22 protein-coding genes and 1 riboswitch are annotated in these 20,180 nt (G+C 72.3%); of the genes, 14 read left to right on the top strand and 8 right to left on the bottom strand.

From position 1 onward, the window contains the following. The first annotated feature begins 546 nt into the window (after positions 1 to 546). Positions 547 to 724, top strand: a riboswitch (FMN riboswitch). Between the two features lie 183 nt (positions 725 to 907). The 4 genes from ribD (at position 908) to ribH (ending at position 4,286) form a co-directional block, all read left to right on the top strand. Then, positions 908 to 1,942, top strand: coding sequence for a bifunctional diaminohydroxyphosphoribosylaminopyrimidine deaminase/5-amino-6-(5-phosphoribosylamino)uracil reductase RibD (gene ribD / locus IEY73_RS24915; RefSeq protein ID WP_189081745.1), 1,035 nt, complete (start codon positions 908 to 910; stop codon positions 1,940 to 1,942). 3 nt (positions 1,943 to 1,945) lie between these two features. Further along, the gene (locus IEY73_RS24910; RefSeq protein WP_189081739.1) at positions 1,946 to 2,545 is read left to right on the top strand and encodes a riboflavin synthase; all 600 of its coding nucleotides are present in this window, start codon (positions 1,946 to 1,948) and stop codon (positions 2,543 to 2,545) included. Then, positions 2,538 to 3,743, top strand: coding sequence for a bifunctional 3,4-dihydroxy-2-butanone-4-phosphate synthase/GTP cyclohydrolase II (locus IEY73_RS24905; protein ID WP_189081738.1), 1,206 nt, complete (start codon positions 2,538 to 2,540; stop codon positions 3,741 to 3,743). Before IEY73_RS24910 ends, IEY73_RS24905 begins: the two co-directional genes overlap by 8 nt. Positions 3,744 to 3,818: 75 nt before the next feature. Continuing rightward, positions 3,819 to 4,286: a 6,7-dimethyl-8-ribityllumazine synthase gene (gene ribH / locus IEY73_RS24900; RefSeq protein WP_189081737.1), complete on the top strand. Its 468-nt coding sequence runs from the start codon at positions 3,819 to 3,821 to the stop codon at positions 4,284 to 4,286. A 175-nt stretch (positions 4,287 to 4,461) separates the two neighbouring features. On the opposite strand, the gene IEY73_RS24895 is transcribed toward ribH, so the two are convergent. The 3 genes from IEY73_RS24895 to IEY73_RS24885 form a co-directional block, all read right to left on the bottom strand. Then, a complete protein-coding gene (locus IEY73_RS24895) occupies positions 4,462 to 5,205 on the bottom strand; it encodes an amino acid ABC transporter ATP-binding protein (RefSeq protein ID WP_189081744.1) in 744 nt (247 codons plus the stop codon). Further along, positions 5,205 to 6,023: an amino acid ABC transporter permease gene (locus tag IEY73_RS24890; RefSeq protein ID WP_229716127.1), complete on the bottom strand. Its 819-nt coding sequence runs from the start codon at positions 6,021 to 6,023 to the stop codon at positions 5,205 to 5,207. The genes IEY73_RS24895 and IEY73_RS24890 overlap by 1 nt, the downstream gene beginning before the upstream one ends. Before the next feature lie 71 nt (positions 6,024 to 6,094). Further along, positions 6,095 to 6,970 (bottom strand): ABC transporter substrate-binding protein, encoded by an 876-nt coding sequence (locus IEY73_RS24885; RefSeq protein WP_189081735.1) that lies wholly within the window; start codon positions 6,968 to 6,970, stop codon positions 6,095 to 6,097. Positions 6,971 to 7,142: 172 nt separating this feature from the next. Between IEY73_RS24885 and IEY73_RS24880 the strand changes: the two genes are divergently transcribed. From IEY73_RS24880 to pheT, 9 genes are all read left to right on the top strand, one after another. After that, the gene (locus IEY73_RS24880) at positions 7,143 to 7,406 is read left to right on the top strand and encodes a phosphoribosyl-ATP diphosphatase (protein ID WP_189081734.1); all 264 of its coding nucleotides are present in this window, start codon (positions 7,143 to 7,145) and stop codon (positions 7,404 to 7,406) included. 46 nt (positions 7,407 to 7,452) lie between these two features. Then, a complete protein-coding gene (gene hisG, locus IEY73_RS24875) occupies positions 7,453 to 8,295 on the top strand; it encodes an ATP phosphoribosyltransferase (RefSeq protein WP_189081733.1) in 843 nt (280 codons plus the stop codon). A gap of 26 nt (positions 8,296 to 8,321) precedes the next feature. Continuing rightward, complete coding sequence (locus IEY73_RS24870; RefSeq protein ID WP_189081732.1) at positions 8,322 to 8,762, top strand: PH domain-containing protein; 441 nt, start codon at positions 8,322 to 8,324, stop codon at positions 8,760 to 8,762. A 351-nt stretch (positions 8,763 to 9,113) separates the two neighbouring features. Continuing rightward, positions 9,114 to 9,731, top strand: coding sequence for a translation initiation factor IF-3 (gene infC / locus IEY73_RS24865; RefSeq protein WP_189081743.1), 618 nt, complete (start codon positions 9,114 to 9,116; stop codon positions 9,729 to 9,731). A 151-nt stretch (positions 9,732 to 9,882) separates the two neighbouring features. Beyond that, positions 9,883 to 10,077 (top strand): 50S ribosomal protein L35, encoded by a 195-nt coding sequence (gene rpmI, locus IEY73_RS24860; protein WP_189081731.1) that lies wholly within the window; start codon positions 9,883 to 9,885, stop codon positions 10,075 to 10,077. A 38-nt stretch (positions 10,078 to 10,115) separates the two neighbouring features. Beyond that, positions 10,116 to 10,508, top strand: a complete 393-nt coding sequence (rplT, locus tag IEY73_RS24855) for a 50S ribosomal protein L20 (RefSeq protein ID WP_189081730.1) — start codon at positions 10,116 to 10,118, stop codon at positions 10,506 to 10,508. Between the two features lie 103 nt (positions 10,509 to 10,611). Then, positions 10,612 to 11,403, top strand: a complete 792-nt coding sequence (locus IEY73_RS24850) for a TrmH family RNA methyltransferase (protein ID WP_189081729.1) — start codon at positions 10,612 to 10,614, stop codon at positions 11,401 to 11,403. A gap of 216 nt (positions 11,404 to 11,619) precedes the next feature. Beyond that, entirely contained in the window at positions 11,620 to 12,681 is a 1,062-nt protein-coding gene (locus IEY73_RS24845; protein ID WP_189081728.1) for a phenylalanine--tRNA ligase subunit alpha, read from the top strand. Between the two features lie 6 nt (positions 12,682 to 12,687). Continuing rightward, positions 12,688 to 15,165, top strand: a complete 2,478-nt coding sequence (gene pheT / locus IEY73_RS24840) for a phenylalanine--tRNA ligase subunit beta (RefSeq protein ID WP_189081727.1) — start codon at positions 12,688 to 12,690, stop codon at positions 15,163 to 15,165. A 40-nt stretch (positions 15,166 to 15,205) separates the two neighbouring features. Here the strand turns inward: pheT and IEY73_RS24835 are convergent, their stop codons facing one another. The 3 genes from IEY73_RS24835 to IEY73_RS24825 form a co-directional block, all read right to left on the bottom strand. Next, a complete protein-coding gene (locus IEY73_RS24835; RefSeq protein WP_189081726.1) occupies positions 15,206 to 15,643 on the bottom strand; it encodes a mycothiol transferase in 438 nt (145 codons plus the stop codon). Further along, positions 15,640 to 15,957, bottom strand: a complete 318-nt coding sequence (locus IEY73_RS24830) for a putative quinol monooxygenase (RefSeq protein ID WP_189081725.1) — start codon at positions 15,955 to 15,957, stop codon at positions 15,640 to 15,642. Before IEY73_RS24830 ends, IEY73_RS24835 begins: the two co-directional genes overlap by 4 nt. A 105-nt stretch (positions 15,958 to 16,062) precedes the next feature. Next, the gene (locus IEY73_RS24825) at positions 16,063 to 17,448 is read right to left on the bottom strand and encodes a M20/M25/M40 family metallo-hydrolase (protein WP_189081724.1); all 1,386 of its coding nucleotides are present in this window, start codon (positions 17,446 to 17,448) and stop codon (positions 16,063 to 16,065) included. A gap of 91 nt (positions 17,449 to 17,539) precedes the next feature. On the opposite strand from IEY73_RS24825, the gene IEY73_RS24820 reads away from it, so the two are divergent. Next, a complete protein-coding gene (locus IEY73_RS24820; RefSeq protein ID WP_189081723.1) occupies positions 17,540 to 18,208 on the top strand; it encodes a DedA family protein in 669 nt (222 codons plus the stop codon). Here IEY73_RS24820 and IEY73_RS24815 read toward each other — a convergent pair. Both IEY73_RS24815 and IEY73_RS24810 read right to left on the bottom strand, forming a co-directional pair. After that, positions 18,115 to 18,795, bottom strand: coding sequence for a SanA/YdcF family protein (locus IEY73_RS24815; protein ID WP_229716124.1), 681 nt, complete (start codon positions 18,793 to 18,795; stop codon positions 18,115 to 18,117). The genes IEY73_RS24820 and IEY73_RS24815 overlap by 94 nt on opposite strands. Before the next feature lie 49 nt (positions 18,796 to 18,844). Then, positions 18,845 to 20,173 carry an ATP-dependent 6-phosphofructokinase gene (locus IEY73_RS24810; protein ID WP_189081722.1) on the bottom strand — a complete coding sequence of 443 codons (1,329 nt, stop codon included), beginning with the start codon at positions 20,171 to 20,173 and terminating at the stop codon, positions 18,845 to 18,847. Between the last annotated feature and the right edge of the window lie 7 nt (positions 20,174 to 20,180).

The following is a 20,180-nucleotide window of genomic DNA, read 5'->3' as shown; positions in this document are numbered from 1 at the left end:
CCGTACGGCGTCCCGTCCGCCCCGCCCGCGCCCGCGCCGTCCGCGTCCGCGCCGCCCCGCCCTCGCGCGCGCCGGCGTCCTGTCCCGCGCCGATCTTGAACTTTTCGTTGCGACATAACCGCCATAAGCGATCGAACCGGGCACGCAATCTTCAAGATCGATCTAGTGGTCGCGTCGATCTTGGAGAAAGCGGTCCGACAAGTCGGGTATAGCCGTTCTTAACGGACCCGCAAAGTCCAAGATCGACGCCTCCGGGCGCGACGCGGGGGCGTGACGCGGGGGCGTGACGCGGGGGCGTGACGCGGGGGCGTGACGCGGGGGCGCGACGCGGGGGCGCGACGCGGGGGCGCGGGGTGGAAGGGGTGCCGGGTGGAAGGGGTGCCGGGTGGAAGGGGTGCCGGGTGGAAGGGGTGCGGGGCGGTGCGGGGCGGTGCGGGCGGTGCGGTGCGGGGTGTGCGGTGCGGGTGGGGGTGCCCTGTGGTGTGACCTGTCCGACCGGTGGGTGGCAAAAGTGCCCGGGCGTGGAAGACTGGGCGGTAACCCACCACGCGCTGGCGGGACTCGGTGAAATTCCGAACCGGCGGTGATGCGCTGCTCCGGCGGCGATGAGCCCGCGACCCGGCTGCTCCGATCGGAGCGGACGGTGGACCCGGTGAGATTCCGGGGCCGACGGTTGACCGGCACGGTGTTGCCGATCAGACAGTCCGGATGGGAGACAGCGCGCGGAGCAGGACCGGGGTGCCGCCTGGGCATCGTGGTCCGGGGCGATTCGGGCTTGCCTTCGAATCGCGTCCGGCCCGCATGCGTGAGCGAGCCTTTTGTCCGGTTTCCCGCCTTTCTTCTTCCCCCCGCTGCGCGTGTCCGCGCCGGTGCAGCAGGGAGGACGACGGTGACTGAGGACGAGGCGATGCGCCGTGCCATCGCGCTGGCCGCGCGTGGTCTCGGCACCGCCAGCCCCAACCCGGTGGTCGGCTGCGTGATTCTGGACCCGGCCGGCGAGGTGGTCGGCGAGGGCTTCCACGCGTACGCCGGAGGTCCGCACGCCGAGATCGTGGCGCTTGGCCAGGCCGGCGACCGGGCGCGCGGCGCGACCGCCGTCACCACGCTGGAGCCCTGCAATCACGTGGGCCGCACCGGCCCCTGCTCGCGCGCGCTCATCGAGGCCGGCGTCGCTCGTGTGATCGTCGCGGTGGACGATCCGACCACCGAGGCGGCCGGCGGCACCGAGGTGCTGCGCGCGGCCGGCGTGGAGGTGGAGGCGGGCGTGCTGCGCGCCGAGGCGACCGCCGGGAACATCGCCTGGCTGACCGCGATGCGCCGCGGTCGTCCGTACCTGACCTGGAAATACGCGGCCACCCTGGACGGGCGCAGCGCCGCGCCCGACCGCACCAGCCGGTGGATCACCTCGGCGCAGGCCCGCCAGGACGTGCACGAGTTGCGCGGCACGGTGGACGGGATCATCGCCGGCATCGGCACGGTGCTCGCCGACGACCCGCAGTTGACCGTGCGCCGCCCGCCGGACGGCCGGCTGGCGGTCAAGCAGCCGCTGCGCGTGGTGGTGGACTCGCACGCTCGCACGCCGCAACAGGCGCGGGTCCGGGACACGGCGGCACCCACCTGGATCGCCACCACCGCCGAACTGGGCGCTGCCGCGGACGGCCGAATCGACCTGCACGAGCTGCTCGCCGCGCTGCACGCGCGCGGCATCCGGTCCGCCCTGCTGGAGGGCGGGCCCACCCTGGCCGGGGCGTTCCTGGCCGCGGGACTGGTGGACCGGGTGGTCGGCTATGTGGCGCCGAAGCTGCTCGGCGCCGGCCCCACGGCCGTGCTGGACGCGGGCGTGACCACCATCGCCGAAGCCATCGAGTTCGACCTCACCGACGTCACGCAGATCGGCCCCGACCTGCGCCTCACCGCATCACTGCGCCCGAAGGAGAACTGAGCGATGTTCACCGGCATCGTCGAGGAACTGGGTGAGGTCGTCCGCCTCACCGACGCCGGCGGGGACAGCGCCGTGCTCGCGATTCGCGGGCCGCTGGTCACCGCCGACGCCCGGCACGGCGACTCGATCGCCGTCAACGGCGTCTGTCTGACCGTGGTCGACAACACCGACCAGGTGTTCACCGCCGACGTCATGGGCGAGACCCTGCGCCGCTCCTCGCTGCGCGCGCTGCGGCCGGGCGGCCAGGTCAACCTGGAACGGGCCGCGGTCGTCGGTGGCCGGCTGGGCGGTCACCTGGTGCAGGGGCACGTGGACGGGGTGGCCACGATCGTCTCCCGCGAGCCCGCGGATCAGTGGGAGGTGGTGCGCTTCGCGCTGCCGCCGCAGCTTTCCCGGTACGTGGTGGAGAAGGGTTCCGTCACCGTGGACGGCGTCTCCCTCACGGTGACCACGGTGGACGCCGAGTCGTTCGGCGTCGGTCTGATCCCCGCCACCCTCAAGCTGACCGTGCTGGGCGCCAAGTCGGTGGGCGACCCGGTCAACATCGAGGTGGACGTGATCGCCAAGTACGTCGAGAAGATGCTGGGGGAGCGCCATGTCTGAGCGTGTCGACCGGGCGGTCGAGGAGATCGGGGCGGGCCGGCCGGTGATCGTGGTCGACGACGCGGACCGGGAGAACGAGGGCGACCTGATCTTCGCCGCCGAATGTGCCACCCCGGAGCTCGTCGCGTTCATGGTGCGGCACACCTCCGGGTACATCTGCGTGTCGCTGCCCGAGGACGAGGCGGACCGGCTCGGGCTGCCCCCGATGGTGCAGACCAACCAGGACCGGCGCGGCACCGCGTACGCGGTCACGGTGGACGCCCGGGAGGGAGTGACCACCGGCATCTCCGCGGCCGACCGGGCGCACACCATCCGGCTGCTCGGGTCGGCGCAGACGACCGCGGCGGACCTGTCCCGCCCGGGTCACGTGGTGCCGCTGCGCGCCCGTCCGGGTGGCGTGCTGCGCCGTCCCGGGCACACCGAGGCGTCGATCGACCTGGCGACGCTCGCCGGCCTGCGGCCCGCCGGGGTGCTCTGCGAGATGGTCCGCGACGACGGCGCCATGATGCGCGGCCCGGACCTGGAACGGTTCGCTGCCGAGCACGGCCTGGCGCTGATCAGCGTCGCCGAGCTGATCGCGTACCGCCGGCGGCGGGAGCGGCAGGTGGAACGGGTGGTGGAAACCCGCCTGCCGACCGAGCACGGCCTGTTCACCGCGGTCGGCTACCGCGCGCTGGTGGACGGCGGCGAGCATGTCGCCCTGGTGTGCGGAGATCTGGGTGACGGGCAGGACGTGCTGGTCCGGGTGCATTCCGAGTGCCTGACCGGGGACGTCTTCGGCTCGCACCGGTGCGACTGCGGGCCGCAACTGGACGCGGCGCTGCGGCGGGTCGCCGAGGCGGGCCGCGGCGTGGTGCTCTACATGCGTGGCCATGAGGGGCGCGGCATCGGCCTGCTGCACAAGCTGCAGGCGTACCAGTTGCAGGAACGGGGTTTCGACACCGTCGACGCGAACCTGGAGCTGGGCCTGCCGGCCGACGCGCGGGACTACGGCACGGGCGCGCAGATCCTGTACGACCTGGGGGTGCGCTCGATGCGGCTGCTGACCAACAACCCGGCCAAGCGCGCCGGGCTGGAGGGGTACGGCCTGACCGTGTCGGGTCGCGAGGAGTTGCCGGTGCGGCTGCACCCGGAGAACGTCCGCTACCTGCGCACCAAGCGGGATCGAATGGGCCACCTGTTCGAAGCCTTGGGCTGATGATGGCGATTCTTGGTGAATGCGCCGCGGCGCATGCCGCGTGCGCGAGGATGAGCAGGGCAGAGGAGGGCAGACATGGCCGGGTTCGGTGATCCGCACATGCAGACCGTCGACGCGGCCGGGTTGCGGCTCGGCATCGTCGGCTCGCGTTGGCACGGCAGCCTGGTCGATCACATGATCGACCGTGCCGAGCAGGCCGCCAAGGCGTGCGGGGTGGACGACGTGGTGGTGCTGCGCGTGGCCGGCTCGGTGGAGTTGCCGGTGGTGGCGCAGGCGCTGACGCAGCAGTGCGACGCGGTGGTGGCGCTGGGCGTGGTGATCCGCGGTGAGACGGCGCACTTCGACTACGTCTGCGACGCGGTGACCCAGGGGCTGACGCGTGTCGCACTGGACGAGCGGACGCCGGTGGCGCACGGGGTGCTCACCGTGGAGTCACTGGGCCAGGCGCGGGACCGGGCCGGTCTGGAGGACTCGATCGAGGACAAGGGCTGGCAGGCGACGGTGGCGGTGCTGGACGCGGCGCTGGTGATCCGCTCGCTGTGACGCTCTGACTCCCGGCCGGGCGGAGACTCCCGGCCGGGCGGAGACTCCCGGCCGGGCGGAGACTCCCGGCCGGGCGGAGCCCGCCGTGCAGGGCCGGCAGAGCTGGGGCCGGCAGAGCTGGGGCCGGCAGAGCTGGGGCGGGAGAGCAGGGCCGGCAGCACCGAAGCCCGGGAGATCAGAGCCGGCCGGCCGCGATGATGCGTGCCAGGAACTGCCGGGTGCGGGCCTGCTCCGGGTCGCCCAGCACCCGCTCCGGCGGTCCCGACTCGATCACCCGGCCGCCGTCCAGGAACACCACCCGGTCGGCCACCTGGCGGGCGAAACCCATCTCGTGTGTCGCCAGCACCATGGTCATGCCGGATTCCTTGAGGTCCCGGATCATGCTGAGCACCTCGCCCACCAGCTCCGGGTCCAGCGCCGAGGTCACCTCGTCGAGCAGCAGCAGGCGCGGCTCGTTGACCAGGGCGCGGACGATCGCCACCCGCTGCTGCTGGCCGCCGGACAGCCGGTCCGGGTAGCTGAGCGCCTTGTCCGCCAGCCCCAGCCGGTCCAGCCACTCCCGCGCCTGGACGCGGGCCTGCTGCGGGGCGCGGGAGTGCACCCGGACCGGCGCGAGGACGATGTTGTCCAGCACCGTCATGTGCGGGAACAGGTTGTACGACTGGAACACCATGCCGATGCGCCGGCGCACCCGGTCCGGGTCGGCCCGCGGGTCGGTGATGTCCTCGCCGTCCAGGGTGATCACCCCGTCGTCCACCCGTTCCAGCAGGTTCAGGCAGCGCAGGAGGGTGGACTTGCCGGATCCGGACGTCCCGATCAGCGCGACCACCTGGTGTTCGGCCACGTCCAGGCTCAGGTCGTCGAGGACCACGTGGCCGCCGAACTCCTTGCGGATCCCGGCGCAGCTCAGCAACGCCATCACGCCCCCGCATCCTGCCGCCGCGCGGCGCGCAGGGTGACCGCGTCGGTCACCGCGATCAGCGGCGCGGCGAGCAGCACGAACAGCACCGCCGCGACGATGTACGGGGTGTAGTTGAAGTGTTCGGCGGTGGCGATCTGCGCGGCGCGCACCGCGTCCACCGGCCCGGCCAGGGACACCAGCCCCACGTCTTTCTGCAGGGCGACGGTGTCGTTCAGCAGCGGCGGCGCCACCCGGCGCACGGCCTGCGGCAGCACCACGTGACGCATGGTCTGCCGGTAGGTGAGGCCGAGCGACCGGGCGGCGGCGAGCTGGCTCGGATGCACCGATTCGATGCCCGCCCGGAACACCTCGGCCAGATAAGCGCCGTACGTGATGACCATCGCCGCGCCGCCCAGCACCAGCACGCTCGGGGTGCCCCGCAGGCGCAGGCCGGGCACGCCGAAGGCGAACAGGTAGATCACGATGATCAGCGGTACGCCGCGGAACACGTACGTGTACCCGGTGGCCATCGCGCGTACCGGGAAGAAGACCGGACCGCGGAGGGTGCGCAGCACGGCGATGAGCAGGCCGAGCGCCAGCGCCGCCACGGCGCACACCACGAGCATCCGGATGTTGAGCCATAACCCCTGCAGGATGGCCGGGAACGACTCGCGGGCGACGCCGAGGTCGAAGAACGAGGTCCGCACCCGCTCCCATCCCGGAGCGCCGGTGACCGCGACCACCAGCAGCACGCCGAGCACGCCGGTGGACAGCGCGGCCAGCAGCACCGAGCGGACCGTCTGGCGGCGCCGGTACGCGATCCGCCCGGCCTGCACGGCGCTGGGCCGGAATCCGTCAACGGGCCGGAACCCGCCGGTCCGGCCGCCGGCCGCCGGTGCGGGGCCGGTCACGACAGTTCGGGTGCGCCGTCCGAACCGGCCAGCCAGGTCTTCTCCAGCACCGCGAGGGTGCCGTCCTGCCGCAGCTCGTCCACCGCGTCGGTGACGCACTCGGTGAGCGGGGAGTCCTTGTCCAGCAGGATGCCGAACCGTTCGGGCACGCCGACCTGCGGCAACTGCCCGACGATGACGCCGTCGGTGAGCTCCGCGGAGGTCATGTAGAACGCCGTCGGCAGGTCCACCACCAGGCCGTCCACGGTGCCGTTCTGCAGCGCCTGCTTGGCGTCGTCGTTGCTGTTGAACACCTGGGGCTGCCGGCTCGGCTTGATCGCGTCGTTGATCGCCTGCAGGCTGGTGGTGCCCACCTGCGCGCCCAGCTTGGCGTTGCGCAGCCCGGCCACGCTGGTCTGCCCGTCCACCACCGACCCCTTGGTGGTGATCACCGTCTGCCGCACCAGGTAGTACGGCGAGGAGAAGTCCACCGCCTCCTCGCGCTCGTCGGTGACGGAGAACTGGTTGATGTCCATGTCGAAGGACTTGGGACCCGGCTGGATGGCGTTGTTGAACGGCACGCGGGTCCAGGTCACTCGCGACGCCGGGTATCCGAGACGCTCGGCGACCTGGTAGGCCACCGCGGACTCGAAACCCTTGCCGTTCTCCGGCTTGTTGCCGACGAACCACGGCTCGTACGCGGGATTGTCGGTGCCGATGGTGAGCGTGCCCTTGGCCAGGGTGGGCAGGCCACCCGGCGGACAGGGGTCCACGGAGGCCGACGGTGAGGCGCCGGGCCCGCCGGTCGTCTCGTCGGCGGGGGCGCAGGCGACCGCCGCGGTGAGGACGAGAACCGCGCCGCCCAGTGCGGGGAGGGTGTGTCTGGCGACCATGACGGGCAGCCTAAGCCACGTCTCCACTGAACCTTTTTCAACCTGGCATCGAGCCCGTCGGTTGCGCGCCGTCGACCAGCGGCGGCGTCGGCCGGCCTCGGCACGTTGAAAAGGGTTCACTGTCGGGGGCGTCCGTGTACGGCGATGTGATGGGCTGCCACAATCGCATCCTGTGAAGACGTTCGAAGAGTTGTTCGCCGAGTTGCAGGCGAAGGCGGTGCAGCGGCCGGCCGGGTCGTCGACCGTCGAGGCGTTGGAGCGCGGGGTGCACTTCATCGGCAAGAAGGTCGTCGAGGAGGCGGCCGAGTCGTGGATGGCGGCCGAGCACGAGGGCCCCGAGCGCACCGCCGAGGAGATCTCCCAGCTTCTCTACCAGGCTCAGGTGCTGATGATCGCCAGTGGCCTGGAGCTCAAGGACGTCTACCGACATCTGTGACGTGTCCGAGCCCTCCTCGTTCAAACGATTTTGGAGCAAACACGTCATGTTGCGTATCGCCGTGCCCAACAAGGGCACCCTGTCCACACCCGCCGCCCAGATGCTGCGCGACGCCGGCTACCGCCAGCGCTCCGACCCCAAGGATCTGCTCTGCCGGGACGCCGCCAACGGCGTCGAGTTCTTCTATCTGCGTCCGCGCGACATCGCCACGTACGTGGCCTCGGGTGATCTCGATCTCGGCATCACCGGCCGGGACCTGCTGGTCGACTCCGGCGCCGCCGCGCACGAGTTGCTGGACCTCGGCTTCGGCGGCGCCACGTTCCGCTGGGCCGCCCCGGCCGACTCGCTGGCCTCCGCCGAGGAACTGGGCGGGCGGCGCATCGCCACCGCGTACCCGGGCGTGGTCGAGCGCTACCTCGCCGAGCACGACCTCAAGGCCGAGGTGGTGCCGCTGGACGGCGCGGTGGAGAACGCCGTCCGGCTCGGCGTCGCCGATCTCATCGCCGACGTGGTGGAGACCGGCGCGACGCTGCGCCAGGCCGGTCTGGTCACCGTGGGCGAGCCGATCCTGCGATCCTCGGCGGTCCTGATCGGCCGCGCGGACACCGCGGAGGAGAAGCGCGCGCAGTTGATGCGCCGGCTGCAGGGCGTGATGGTGGCCCGCAGCTTCGTGATGCTCGCCTACGACGTGCCGGCCGAGCTGCTGGAGAACGCCACCGCCCTCACCCCGGGCATCGAGTCGCCGACGGTCTCCCCGCTGCACCGCGAGGGCTGGGTCGCGGTGCAGGCCATGGTCCGGCGCGACGACGTTCACAAGATCATGGACGAGCTGTACGACCTGGGTGCCCGCGCCATCCTGGTCACCGACATCGCCAACTGCCGGCTGTAGGCCAGGTGGTGAGTACCGTGGTTGTCGTGACTCCCGTCGTGTTCCGCCCGCGTCGCATCCGCTGGGTGGCGGGCATCGCCGCCGTTGCGGTGGTCGTCCTGTTCACCGTGCTGAGTTTCGGCCTGCACGGCGGGACGGGTGACGGCATCGGCCAGTTTCGGCGCGGCGACCAGGCCGCGATGATCGGCTTGGGTGTGCTGATCGCCCTCGGCGTGCTGGCGTTTCTGCGGCCGCGGGTGAGCGCCGACGCCGACCGGGTGCGCGTGCGCAATGTGGTGGGCGGGTACGACCTGCCCTGGGACGTGGTGCGCGCGGTGCGGTTCGACCGCAGTTCGCCGTGGGCCACGCTGGAGCTCGCCGACGACGAGACGGTGTCGGTGCATGCCCTGCAGGCGGCCGACAAGGGGTACGCGGTGGACGGCGTGCGGGCGCTGCGGGCCCTGCATGCGGCTGCCGCGCGGGGCTGATAGACTTCACGCCGAGTCGACCACGTCCACCCGCACCGTCGACCTGTGATGACGCCCGTCGGCTGAATCGCAGGCAGCGACGTGAGGGGCGGACGCGAAAGAGGAGCCCGCCGGCTCCCACCTGATCACTCCTGGAGTGTTCGGGTCCGGTCACCCGCTCGGGGAATCTCCCGGGGCGGGGGGAGCGTCCTCGTGGACGCCGATGACCGGTCGAGCGGGCCCCGGCATGTGCCGGGGTCTTCTGCTTTCCCGTCGTCCCTGCGTGTCGGGGGCGGCCGGGGCCGACCGCCATTGGCAGACGCCGGCCCGGTTCGTCCGGGCCGCGTCGAACGATCGTTCTGAGGAGGCCCCATCAGCGTCGAACCACGCGTCAACGAACAGATCCGGGCACGCGAAGTGCGGCTGGTCGGTCCGGAGGGTGAGCAGGTGGGCATCGTCCCGCTGGAGCGCGCCCTTCAACTGGCCTCGGATGTCGACCTGGATCTGGTCGAAGTTGCTCCGATGGCGCGTCCGCCGGTGTGCAAGCTCATGGACTTCGGCAAGTTCAAATACGAGAGTGCACTCAAGGCGCGCGAGGCCCGGCGCAACCAGCAGCAGACCGTCATCAAGGAAATGAAGCTGCGGCCGAAGATCGACCCGCACGACTACGAGACCAAGAAGGGTCACGTGGTGCGTTTCCTCAAGGCGGGCGACAAGGTCAAGGTGACGATCATGTTCCGCGGTCGCGAGCAGAGCCGTCCCGAGCTGGGCTTCCGGCTGTTGCGCCGGCTCAGCGAGGAGATCTCGGACCTCGGGTTCGTGGAGGCCAGTCCGAAGCAGGACGGCCGCAACATGATCATGGTGCTGGCCCCGCATCGGGCGACCAAGGCGGCTGCGGCCACTGCCGGCCACCGTTCGCGGGAGCCGCGCGACGCCGAGGCGGCCGGTGCTCCGGCGGCCACCGCCGACACCAGCACCAGCGCCGAGTGACCTCCCTCGCCCATCACGGGTGAGGGCGGCGACGAGCCGAAGGTCGCAGTAATCGAGATTCCCGCCCGGCGGTCGTTCGCCTGCGGGAGAGGTTCCTCCCGGGCGCGGTCCGCGGGCCGCGGGGAGGCAGAGCAGAGTAGAGGCGTTCCAAGTGCCGAAGATGAAGAGCCACACCGGCATGGGCAAGCGGGTGAAGGTCACCGGCAAGGGCAAGATCGTCCGCGAGCAGGCCGGCAAGCGCCACCTGCTGGAGGGCAAGTCCTCCCATGTCACCCGCCGGATGACCGGCACGGTCGGCGTGGCCAAGGCCGACACCAAGCGAGTGAAGAAGCTGCTGGGCCGCTGACGCGCGCCGCCCACGTTCCCCTGTAAGGAGTAACTGACATGGCACGCGTCAAGCGGGCAGTGAACGCCCAGAAGAAGCGTCGCACGTTGCTGGAGACCGCCAGCGGATACCGCGGTCAGCGCTCCCGCCTGTACCGCAAGGCCAAGGAGCAGGTGCTGCACTCGATGCAGTACTCGTACCGGGACCGCCGTGACCGCAAGGGTGACTTCCGCCAGCTATGGATCACCCGGATCAACGCGGGCGCCCGGGCCAACGGCCTGACCTACAACCGGCTGATCCAGGGCCTGCGCCTGGCCGGCGTCGAGGTGGACCGCAAGATCCTGGCCGACATGGCGGTCAACGACGCCGCCTCGTTCGCCGCGATCGTGAAGATCGCCAAGGACGCCGTCGCGGCCGAAGGCACCGGCGGCGCCGCGGCCCAGGCCGCCTGAGGCTGCGGCCGCACGCACCTTCGAGGCGCCTCCCGCCACGGCGGGAGGCGCCTCGCCGTGTCCGTCCCCACAGGGACCGGACGTCTCACCGCAGGGATGGACCGTGACCTTCACACCGCGTACGCCTCGCGTCGTCGCGGCGCGCCGGCTGCAGCGCCGCCGCGACCGTGACCGTGCCGGCCGCTTTCTGGCCGAGGGGCCGCAGGCCGTCCGTTCCGCGCTGCTCGCCGGGGCGGTGCTGGAGTTGTTCGGCACGCCGTCCGCGCTCGACCGGCACGCCGAACTGGCCGCCCGTGCTCCGCAGGTGTCCCCGGTGACCGATGAGGCGCTCGCGGCGCTGGCCGAGACGGTGCAGCCGCAGGGCCTGGTCGCGGTCTGCGCGCAGGCTGACGTGTCGCTGGCCGAGGCGCTGGCCAAGCGCCCGCGGCTGGTCGCGGTGGCCGCCGAGATCCGGGACCCCGGCAACGCGGGCACGGTGCTGCGCACGGCGGATGCGGCCGGCGCGGGCGCGGTGGTGTTCGCCGGCGACGCGGTCGACCCGTACAACGGCAAGTGTGTCCGCTCCTCGGCGGGCAGCCTGTTCCACGTCGATGTGGTCCGCGCACCGCTGCCGGTGGTCGACGACTTGCGCGCGGCCGGCTTGCAGGTGCTGGCCACCACCGGGCACGGCGACACCGACCTGGACCGGCTGCTCGACGATCGCCTGCTCGCCCGGCCCACCGCCTGGCTGTTCGGGTCCGAGGCGCACGGCCTGCCGGAGGCGGTGATGGCCGCCGCCGACCACCGGGTGCGGGTGCCGATCTACGGCGGGGCGGAGAGCCTCAACCTGGCTGCCGCCGCGGCGGTGTGCCTGTATGCTTCGGCCAGAGCGCAACGACAGGAGTCCCTGCGATGATCCGGATGTTTACCCGGCCCGCTGGTCGCGGGCGTGGGTTCGAGCCGTTTCGCGGCTGACTCTTTCGCGCTTCACTCCCTGACCGGCGGGCGGCGGCCCAGCCGTGCATCCGTACACTGACCCACCTGAGTAGCCCTCGCGGCCCGCGCTGCGCTCGGTGCACTCGGTTCCGACGAGCGTTTGCGCTCATCCGGTGTTGAGGGAGTTCGCCCGACCATGTCCTACCGCAATGATCCGTACGACCCGAAGCAGGCCGCCCAGCTCGATCCGGAAATGCTCGACGCCGCGGTGCGGGACGCCGAGAAGGCGTTCACCGAGGCACCCGACCTGGATGCCCTCGGCGCGTTGAAGCCGGCCCACCTGGGTGACCGGGCGCCGGTGTCGCTGGCCCGTCGGGAGATCGGCTCGCTGCCGCCGGCCGCGAAGGCCGACGCCGGCAAGCGGGTGAACCAGGCGCGGCAGGCGGTGCAGGCGGCGTACGACGCGCGTGCCGTGGATCTGGAGCGGGAACGTGCCGCGCGGGTGCTGGTCGAGGAACGTGTCGACGTCACCCTGCCGTGGGACCGGCGTCCGCGCGGCGCCCGGCATCCGCTGACCACGCTCATGGAACGCATGGCCGACCTGTTCATCGGCATGGGCTACGAGGTGGTCGAGGGCCCCGAGCTGGAACTCGAATGGGCCAACTTCGACGCGCTCAACATCGGCCCGGACAACCCGGTGCGCGGCGCCATGGACACCTTCTATGTGGACCTGCCCGGCCTGGTGATGCGCACCCACACGTCACCCGGTCAGGTGCGCACCATGCTCACCCGGACGCCGCCGATCTATGTGGTGGCACCCGGCCGTGCGTACCGCACCGATGAGCTGGACGCCACCCACAGCCCGGTCTTCCACCAGATCGAGGGCCTGGTGGTGGACGAGGGCATCTCCATGGCCCATCTGCGCGGCACGCTGGACCACTTCGCCCGGGAGATGTTCGGCCCGGACGCGCGCACCCGGTTCCGTCCGCATTACTTCCCGTTCACCGAGCCGTCCGCCGAGTTCGACGTGTGGTTCGCCCAGCATCGCGACGGGCCGCGCTGGGTGGAATGGGGCGGCTGCGGCATGGTCAACCCGCGGGTGCTCACCGCGTGCGGCATCGACCCGGACCGGTACTCCGGCTTCGCGTTCGGCATGGGCGTCGAGCGCACCCTGATGTTCCGCGACGGCGTCACCGACATGCGCGACATGGTCGAGGGCGACGTGCGTTTCACCCGGCAGTTCGGAATGGAGGTCTGACGCGTCATGAAGGTCTCACTGTCCTGGCTGCGCGAATACGTGGAACTGCCCGCCCAGCTCGGCGTCGTGGAGCTGGAGGCCGCCCTGGTCGGCCTGGGCATGGAGGTGGAGTCCATCGTCGACCAGGCCGCCACCGTCACCGGCGACCTGGTCGTCGGCCGGGTGCTGGAGGTCGAGGAGCTGACCGGCTTCAAGAAGCCGATCCGTTTCAACCTGGTCGACGTGGGCCGCGACGAGCCGCAGCAGATCGTCTGCGGCGCCCGCAACTACGCCGCCGGTGACCTGGTGGTCGTCATCCTGCCCGGCGGGGAACTGCCCGGCGGGTTCCGGATCGGCGCCCGCAAGACGTACGGCCGGATGTCCGCCGGCATGATCTGCTCGGCCCGTGAGCTGGGCATCAGCGACGAGCACGCGGGCATTGTGGTGCTCCGCGAGGGCGCCGCCGAGCCGGGCGCCGACGCGCGCGGCGTGATCGGCCTGGACGACGTGGTGGTCGAGGTCGAGATCACCCCGGACCGCGGGTACGAGATGAGCGTGCGAGGCATGGCGCGCGAGTTGTCGTACGCGTTCTCCTCGGCGTTCACCGACCCGGCCGCCGGCCCGGCGACGCCCGGCACCCCCGAGCCGCCGTACCCGGTTCGGGTGGACGACACGGTGGGCTGCGACCGGTTCGCGGCGCGGGTGGTGCGCGGCATCGACCCGAACGCCGCTTCGCCGCAGTGGATGCAGCGCCGGCTGATCGCGGCCGGCATCCGCGCCATCTCGCTGCCGGTGGACATCACCAACTACCTGATGCTGGAACTCGGCCAGCCGATGCACGTGTTCGACCTGGGCCGGCTGCGCGGCGGCCTGGTGGTGCGGCGTGCCGCCGCCGGGGAGAAGCTGACCACCCTGGACGGGGTCGCCCGGTCGCTGTCCGCCGAGGACATGGTGATCTGCGACGACAGCGGCCCGATCTCGCTGGCCGCGGTGATGGGCGGGGAGACCAGCGAATGGCAGCCCGGCACGGTGGACGTGCTGCTGGAGGCCGCGCACTGGGACCCGGTGATGGTGGGGCGCACCGCGCGCCGGCACCGGCTGTTCAGCGAGGCGGCCAAGCGCTGGGAGCGTGGCGTCGACCCGCAACTGCCGCTGCGCGCCCTGGAACGGGCGGTGCAGATCCTGACCGCGCACGCCGGTGGCGTCGTCGATCCGGGTGTGCTGGACATCGACCACGTGGCGCCGTCCGCGCCGGTGTCGCTGCCCGCCGAGCTGCCGTCGCGGCGCATCGGCGTCGGGTACCCGGCGGACCGGGTCACGGCGCTGCTGTCCCAGGTGGGCTGCGCGGTCACCGGGGAATCGCCGCTGGTCGTCACCCCGCCGTCGTGGCGGCCCGACCTGATCGACCCGGCCGATCTGGTGGAGGAGGTGGCCCGGCTGGGCGGCTACGACGCCATCCCGAGCGTGCTGCCGATGGCACCCGGCGGCCGTGGGCTCACCCCCGCACAACGCCGCCGGCGCACGGTCGCGCGGGCGCTGGCCGAGTCCGGGTACGTCGAGGTGCTGTCCTACCCGTTCGTCGCACCGCAGGCGCACGAGGAGTTCGGGCTGGCCGCCGACGACCCGCGGCGTACCGCGGTGCGGCTCACCAACCCGCTGTCCGAGCAGGAACCGCAGCTACGCACCTCGCTGCTGCCGCCGCTGCTGGCCACCCTGAAGCGCAACCTGGGGCGGGGCCGGCGCGATCTGGCCCTCTACGAGATGGGCACGGTGTTTCGTCCCCGCCCGGCCGGGTCCGCGGCGCCGGAGATGGGCGTGGACCGGCGTCCGGACGATGCGCAGTGGGCGGCGGCCAACGCGCATGTGCCGGACCAGCCGTGGCATGTCGCGGCGGTGCTGGCCGGCGACGTCGAACCGGCGGGCTGGTGGGGCGCGGGCCGCGCGGCCGGATGGGCCGACGCGGTGCAGGCCGCCCGGACCGTGCTGGCCGCGGCGGGCGTGCCGGCCGGGCGGGTCGCGGTGCGTGCGGCCGAGCACACCCCGTGGCACCCCGGCCGTTGCGCGCAGGTGCTGGTGGACGACGCGGTGGTCGGGTACGCGGGGGAGCTGCACCCGGCGGTGATCGAGGCGGTCGAGTTGCCGCGCCGCACCTGCGCCGTGGAACTGGACCTGGACGCGGTCCCGGCGGTGCCGCCGGTGCAGGCGGAACGCCTGTCCACGTACCCTCCGGCGCTGATCGACGTGGCCCTGGTGGTGGACGCGGCGGTGCCGGCGGCGGACGTGGAGGCGGCGCTCGGCGCGGGCGCGGGGGAGCTGCTGGAGTCGGTGCAGCTCTTCGACGTCTACACCGCGGAGCGGCTGGGCGCGGGCAAGCGGTCGCTGGCGTACAAGCTGACGTTCCGGGCGGCCGACCGGACGCTGACCGTCGAGGAGGCGGTGGCCGCGCGGGACGCGGCGGTGGCCGCGGCGGCGTCCCGGGTGGGCGCCGCGCTGCGCGGAGCCTAGGTCGTCGGCGCCGACCGGCGAGGGCCCCGCAGGGCGGGGGTCACTCGCCGGTCGTGCCGTCCAGCAGTTCCCGTACGGCGTCGGCGTGCCCGGCATGCCGCGCCGTCTCGTTGATCAGGTGGATCAGGACGAAGCGCAGGCCCGGCGTCAGGTCCGCCTCGCGCACCACCTGGTCGGTGCGCGCACCCCGTTCCCGGTACGCCGCGACCGCCTCGGTGATGCTCAGCCGCGGCGGGTCGTACTCATCCTCGGGTTTGGCCGCGTCACCGTCGATCCACCGGCGTTCCACCCCGGTCAGATGGTTGACGATGCCGACCAGCGGCAGCAGCTTGCCGCCCGGGCGCCACCGGGCCTGCTCGTCGCTGACGCCCAGCGCCTTGCGCAGCACCGCCCCGCGCAGGAATGCCAGCCAGCGCAGGAACAGTTCGCGTTCGTCGCTGGTGCCGTCCGGGAAGCCGTGGCGCTCGTATCCGGTCATGCCACGCCCAGGCCGCCCACGCCCAGGCCGCCCACGACCGTGCCGTGGCGTGCGGTGAACTCGCCGGTGAGCATCGGCATGGCGGTGGCGATCGCCGCCTTGGTCTCGGGCAGTTGCAACGAGGCGGTGTGGTGCTCCGCGGATTCCCACACCTCGTAGATCCGGATCATGTCGGGGTCCTCATCCTCGACGCTCACCGCGTAGACCGAGCATCCCGCCTGGCGCAGCCCGTCCAGCCCGCTGAGCAGGATCTTGATCACGTCGTCCCGCTTGCCGGGCTGGGCCCGCATGCTGGCGGCATAGCCGAAGGCCACGAGTACTCCTCACACGTCGACAACGCCCGTGTCCAGGGCATCGGAGAGATTACGCGCTGCAACCGCGGGTCACCAGCACGCCGGGGTGGCCCATCGGGCGGGGGCCTAGGACGGCACCGGCGCCGCCGCCGGGCTGCGGTGGCCGTCGGTGTCCACCGCGCGCACGCCGAACTGGACGTTGTCCTTGGACACGTCCACCGTCACCGCCGTGGCGTCGCCCACGTCCAGCACGTGTTCCCAATCGGCGGCGGTGCTCTCCCGCCACAGCAGTTCGTACCCGGCCAGATCCGCCTCGGTGTTGGCCGCCCAACGCAGCGTCGTCTCGTTGGTGAGCTGGGTGGTGTCGATGACCACGTCCGTGGGCGTGCCGGGCGCCTGGGCCAGCGACCACAGCGTCGCGGCGTTCACCCGGGCCACCCGCGCGATGTAGGAGAAGTCGCAGAACCGGGCGAGGTCGCCGTACTGCACGCCGTCTTCCACCCGCACATCCTGGTGTTCGTGGGCGAAGTTCTCCCGCGGCTCGGTGAACCGGGCGGCCGGGTAGCCGCGACGCAGGAACGAGATGTGGTCGCCGCCGCGCAGGTAGCGGTCGCGCCGCCACACCACGCGCACGTCCATGCCGGTCGGGGCGTTCTGAGCGACGTCGGTGACGAACCGGCCGAGCTGCCGTGCCGGCCCGTCGTTCTCGCCGCCCACCGCCTGCCGGATGGCCGCCTGCTGCGGGGTCTCGGTGGTCGGCACGCCCTCCACGAACAGCCGCACGCTGCGCGGGTCGGGGCGGCTGCCGTCGTGCGCGTCGCCGGTGCCGATGATGTCGTTGGTGAACATCGCCTGCACGTCGGCGCCCGCGTCGTGCAGCACCTGGGCCATGTGATCCGACCCGTAGAGGCCCTGTTCCTCGCCGGCCACCGCGGCGAGCATGATGGTCGCCTCGGTCCGCCGGGTGGCCAGCACGCGGATCAGCTCCAGCACGGCCGCCACCCCGGAGGCGTCGTCGTCGGCGCCCGGCGCGTCGCTGGTGGCGTCCATGACGTCGCTGGCCCGCGAGTCGTAGTGGCCGCTGACCACGTAGATGCGCTCCGGTGACGAGGATCCGCGCAACGTGGTGATCACGTTGGTGATCGGTGTCGGTTCCGGGATGCGCGAGGCGGGTGGCTGGATGAAGGTCTGCTTGCGCACCGACATGCGTCCACCGGACGCGGCCGCGTACCTGCTCATCCGCTCGAAGATCCAGTCCCGGGCCGCGCCGATGCCGCGCTCCGGGTCATCCTGGCTGGACAGGGTGTGCCGGGTGCCGAAGGCGACCAGGCGCCGGATGTCGGCCTCGATGCGCCGCGGGTCGATCTCCCGCAGCAACTCCCGCAGTTGCGGGTCGGGTCGCTGCGGGCGCGGTCCGGTGCGGGTGCCGGCGGTCGCGCCCCCGGCGCCGGCCAGGGGAGCGGCGACGGCCGCGGCCGCCGATACGGAGAGGACTGCTCGCCGAGAGGTCATGCCTGGCACTCTGACGCAGGGATCGGTGGATGTCCATGTCCGTTCCCGCGGTGTTCATCTGACGCACCGGTAGGGCCGTCATGGTGAGGGCATGCACGATCTCGGCTCCCTGGCCGGCACCCCGTGGGTCCTCGTGATCGTCTTTCTCGTCTCGGGGCTGGATGCCGTGCTGCCCTTCATGCCCAGCGAGTCCACCGTGGTCGCGGTCGGCGTGATCACCGCGAGCACCGGCCGGCCGTTGCCGGCCGCGCTGATCGGTGCGGCCGCGGCAGGCGCGTTCGGCGGTGACTGCCTGTCGTACGAGATCGGGCGGCGCAGCAACCGCACCGTGCTGCGTCGCGCCCGGCGCGCCCACGACTGGGCTCATCGCCTGCTGCATCGTCGCGGCGGGCTGGTCATCATGTTCGCCCGGTATGTGCCCGGCGGGCGCTCGACCACGGCGTTCGCCGCCGGGGCGGTCGGCTACCCGGCGGGACGCTTCCGCCGGTACACCGCGGCCGGCGTGCTGCTCTGGGCGGTCGAGGCGGCCCTGCTCGGGTTCTCAGGCGGCGCGGTCTTCGCCGATCGCCCGATCCTCGGGCTGCTCACCGGCTGGGCGGGCGCGTTGGCCGTGACCGGGATCGCGCTGCTGGTGCAGCGGCTGCTGGACCGGCGGGAGTCCGCGTCTCAGCCTCGGCGGGCTGCGGTGCGCAGCGCGTCCGCGACGCCGGTCTCATTCGGGCCCAGCAACACCGGGTCCCGTCCGGACAGCGTGTCGTAGAGCGCCTTGACCCCGGCGGGTGGTTCGCGCACCGCGCTGGCCAGCCACTGCCGGGGGTAGGCGCGGGCGGTGTCGTCGCCCACGCCGTCGGTGTCGATCCCGGCGTTGCGGCACAGTGCCACCGCGCGGTCCACGTGGTAGGACTGCGTGACCACGATCGCCCGCCGCACGCCGAAGATCCGGCGTGCGCGCTGGCACGAGTCGTAGGTGTCGAAGCCCGCGTAGTCCTGCACGATCAGGCTGGGCGACACGCCGTGCTCGATCAGCCAGCGGGTCATCGCGCCCGGCTCGTCGTACGCCCACCGGGCATGATCTCCGGAGACCAGCACGGCGCGCACCGCGCCGCGGGCGAGCAGCCGCCGGGCGATGTCCAGCCGGGCGGCGAGGAAGGCGGACGGCCGGGCGCCCGGATAGTCCACTTGCGCGCCCAGCACCAGGGCCACCGCAGCGTCCGGCACCTGCTCCGGCGCGTACACGTGCCCGGCGGACTCGGCCCGCTCCCAGATCGCGCCGGCCGCCATCATCAGCACCGCCGCCGCGGTCGCCAGGGCACCGGCCACCGTCAGCCGCCGAATCCACGAGATCACCACCCCAGCTTGCCAACCCGGCACAAGCCGAGCCTGCGCCGGGGGTGTGTCAGGCCGCCGCCGCGCGGTGCGGCGCCGGGAACGCGGTGGGCTGGCCGGTCGCCTCCAGCACCGACATCCACAGATCCCCGTCCGGGTCGACCTGGTTGCGGGTGGAGACCACGAGCGGGATCGGCACGTGCACGAACCGGCCCCGCCAGCTCCCCACCACCATGTCGGTGCGCCCGGCCATCGCCGCGTGCACGGCGGCCTGCGCAAGCCGCAGGCAGTACACGCTGTCGTACGGGTTGGCCGGCACGCTGCGGATGACGTAGCTGGGGTCGATGTACTTCAGATTGACCTCCTGGCGTGCCGCCGCGAACGTTTCCAGGATCCGGGCGCGCAGGAAGTCGCCGAAGTCGCCGAGCCGCTTGTTGCCGGACGCGTCGGTGGCCGCGGGAAGCTCGGCCAGATGTTCCTGCCCGGCGCCCTCGGCGACCACCACCAGGGCGTGCCCCCGCGTCGCCACCCGCTGGCGCAGGTGCGGCAGGAAACCGTCCAGGGCGAACGGCACCTCCGGGATGAGCACGTAGTCGGCGTCGTTGGTGGCGAGCGCGGCGTAGCAGGCGATGAAGCCGCTGTGCCGGCCCATCAACTGCACCAGACCGACGCCGCCGGGCTGCGCGGTGGCCTCGGTGTGCGCCGCTCGCAGCGACTCGGTCGCCTTCCCGAACGCGGTCTGGAATCCGAAGCTGTGCCCGATGTACGGGATGTCGTTGTCGATCGTCTTGGGCACGCCCACCACGGCGATGCGGCGGTCCCGGGCGGCCACCGCCGCGGCGATCCTCTGCGCGCCGCGCATCGAACCGTCCCCGCCGATCACGAACAGGACGTTGACCCCGAGCTGGTCGAGGGTGTCGACGATCTCCTCGGGGTCCTGGTTGCCGCGCGAGGTGCCCAGGATGGTGCCGCCGTGCTCGTTGACGTACTCCACCGCCTGCGGCGTCAGCTCCATCACGCTGCGGCCGTGCCGGGGCACCAGGCCCTGGTAGCCGTTGCGGAACCCGAGGATGCGGGTGACGCCGTAGTGCGCGGTCAGCGAGAGGACCAGCCCGCGGATCACGTCGTTGAGCCCCGGGCACAACCCGCCGCACGTGACGATGCCGACGCGGATCTTGGACGGGTCGAAGTAGATGCGCCGGCGCGGGCCGCCCGGCTCGAACGAGGGTGGATCCGAGGTCCGCGCGCCGAGCAGCGAGACCGTGTCGTCCAGCAGCACCCGGTCCGACTCGTGGACGTAGTGCCGGGTGGTGCCCTGGCGCTCGGCGAGCGCGCCCAGCGGCGACTCGATGCGGCATTCCCCCAGCGTCGTCACGTCCGTCTGCGGCGCGTCCACCATGCCGCGA

The sequence above is a fragment of the Mangrovihabitans endophyticus genome (assembly GCF_014646155.1).
GTDB lineage: Bacteria > Actinomycetota > Actinomycetes > Mycobacteriales > Micromonosporaceae > Actinoplanes > Actinoplanes endophyticus.
The sequence above is the reverse complement of the archived record's forward strand: the minus strand, read 5'-3'. Positions and strand labels throughout refer to the sequence as shown.

What these genes read in the sequence shown, in the direction of transcription:
- ribD (WP_189081745.1), top strand. Translation starts at nt 908, where the DNA reads ATGCGCCGTGCCATCGCGCTGGCCGCGCGTGGTCTCGGCACCGCCAGC.
- IEY73_RS24910 (WP_189081739.1), top strand. Translation starts at nt 1,946, where the DNA reads ATGTTCACCGGCATCGTCGAGGAACTGGGTGAGGTCGTCCGCCTCACC.
- IEY73_RS24905 (WP_189081738.1), top strand. Translation starts at nt 2,538, where the DNA reads ATGTCTGAGCGTGTCGACCGGGCGGTCGAGGAGATCGGGGCGGGCCGG.
- ribH (WP_189081737.1), top strand. Translation starts at nt 3,819, where the DNA reads ATGGCCGGGTTCGGTGATCCGCACATGCAGACCGTCGACGCGGCCGGG.
- IEY73_RS24895 (WP_189081744.1), bottom strand. Translation starts at nt 5,205, where the DNA reads ATGGCGTTGCTGAGCTGCGCCGGGATCCGCAAGGAGTTCGGCGGCCAC.
- IEY73_RS24885 (WP_189081735.1), bottom strand. Translation starts at nt 6,970, where the DNA reads ATGGTCGCCAGACACACCCTCCCCGCACTGGGCGGCGCGGTTCTCGTC.
- hisG (WP_189081733.1), top strand. Translation starts at nt 7,453, where the DNA reads ATGTTGCGTATCGCCGTGCCCAACAAGGGCACCCTGTCCACACCCGCC.
- rplT (WP_189081730.1), top strand. Translation starts at nt 10,116, where the DNA reads ATGGCACGCGTCAAGCGGGCAGTGAACGCCCAGAAGAAGCGTCGCACG.
- IEY73_RS24845 (WP_189081728.1), top strand. Translation starts at nt 11,620, where the DNA reads ATGTCCTACCGCAATGATCCGTACGACCCGAAGCAGGCCGCCCAGCTC.
- pheT (WP_189081727.1), top strand. Translation starts at nt 12,688, where the DNA reads ATGAAGGTCTCACTGTCCTGGCTGCGCGAATACGTGGAACTGCCCGCC.
- IEY73_RS24835 (WP_189081726.1), bottom strand. Translation starts at nt 15,643, where the DNA reads ATGACCGGATACGAGCGCCACGGCTTCCCGGACGGCACCAGCGACGAA.
- IEY73_RS24825 (WP_189081724.1), bottom strand. Translation starts at nt 17,448, where the DNA reads ATGACCTCTCGGCGAGCAGTCCTCTCCGTATCGGCGGCCGCGGCCGTC.
- IEY73_RS24820 (WP_189081723.1), top strand. Translation starts at nt 17,540, where the DNA reads ATGCACGATCTCGGCTCCCTGGCCGGCACCCCGTGGGTCCTCGTGATC.
- IEY73_RS24810 (WP_189081722.1), bottom strand. Translation starts at nt 20,173, where the DNA reads ATGGTGGACGCGCCGCAGACGGACGTGACGACGCTGGGGGAATGCCGC.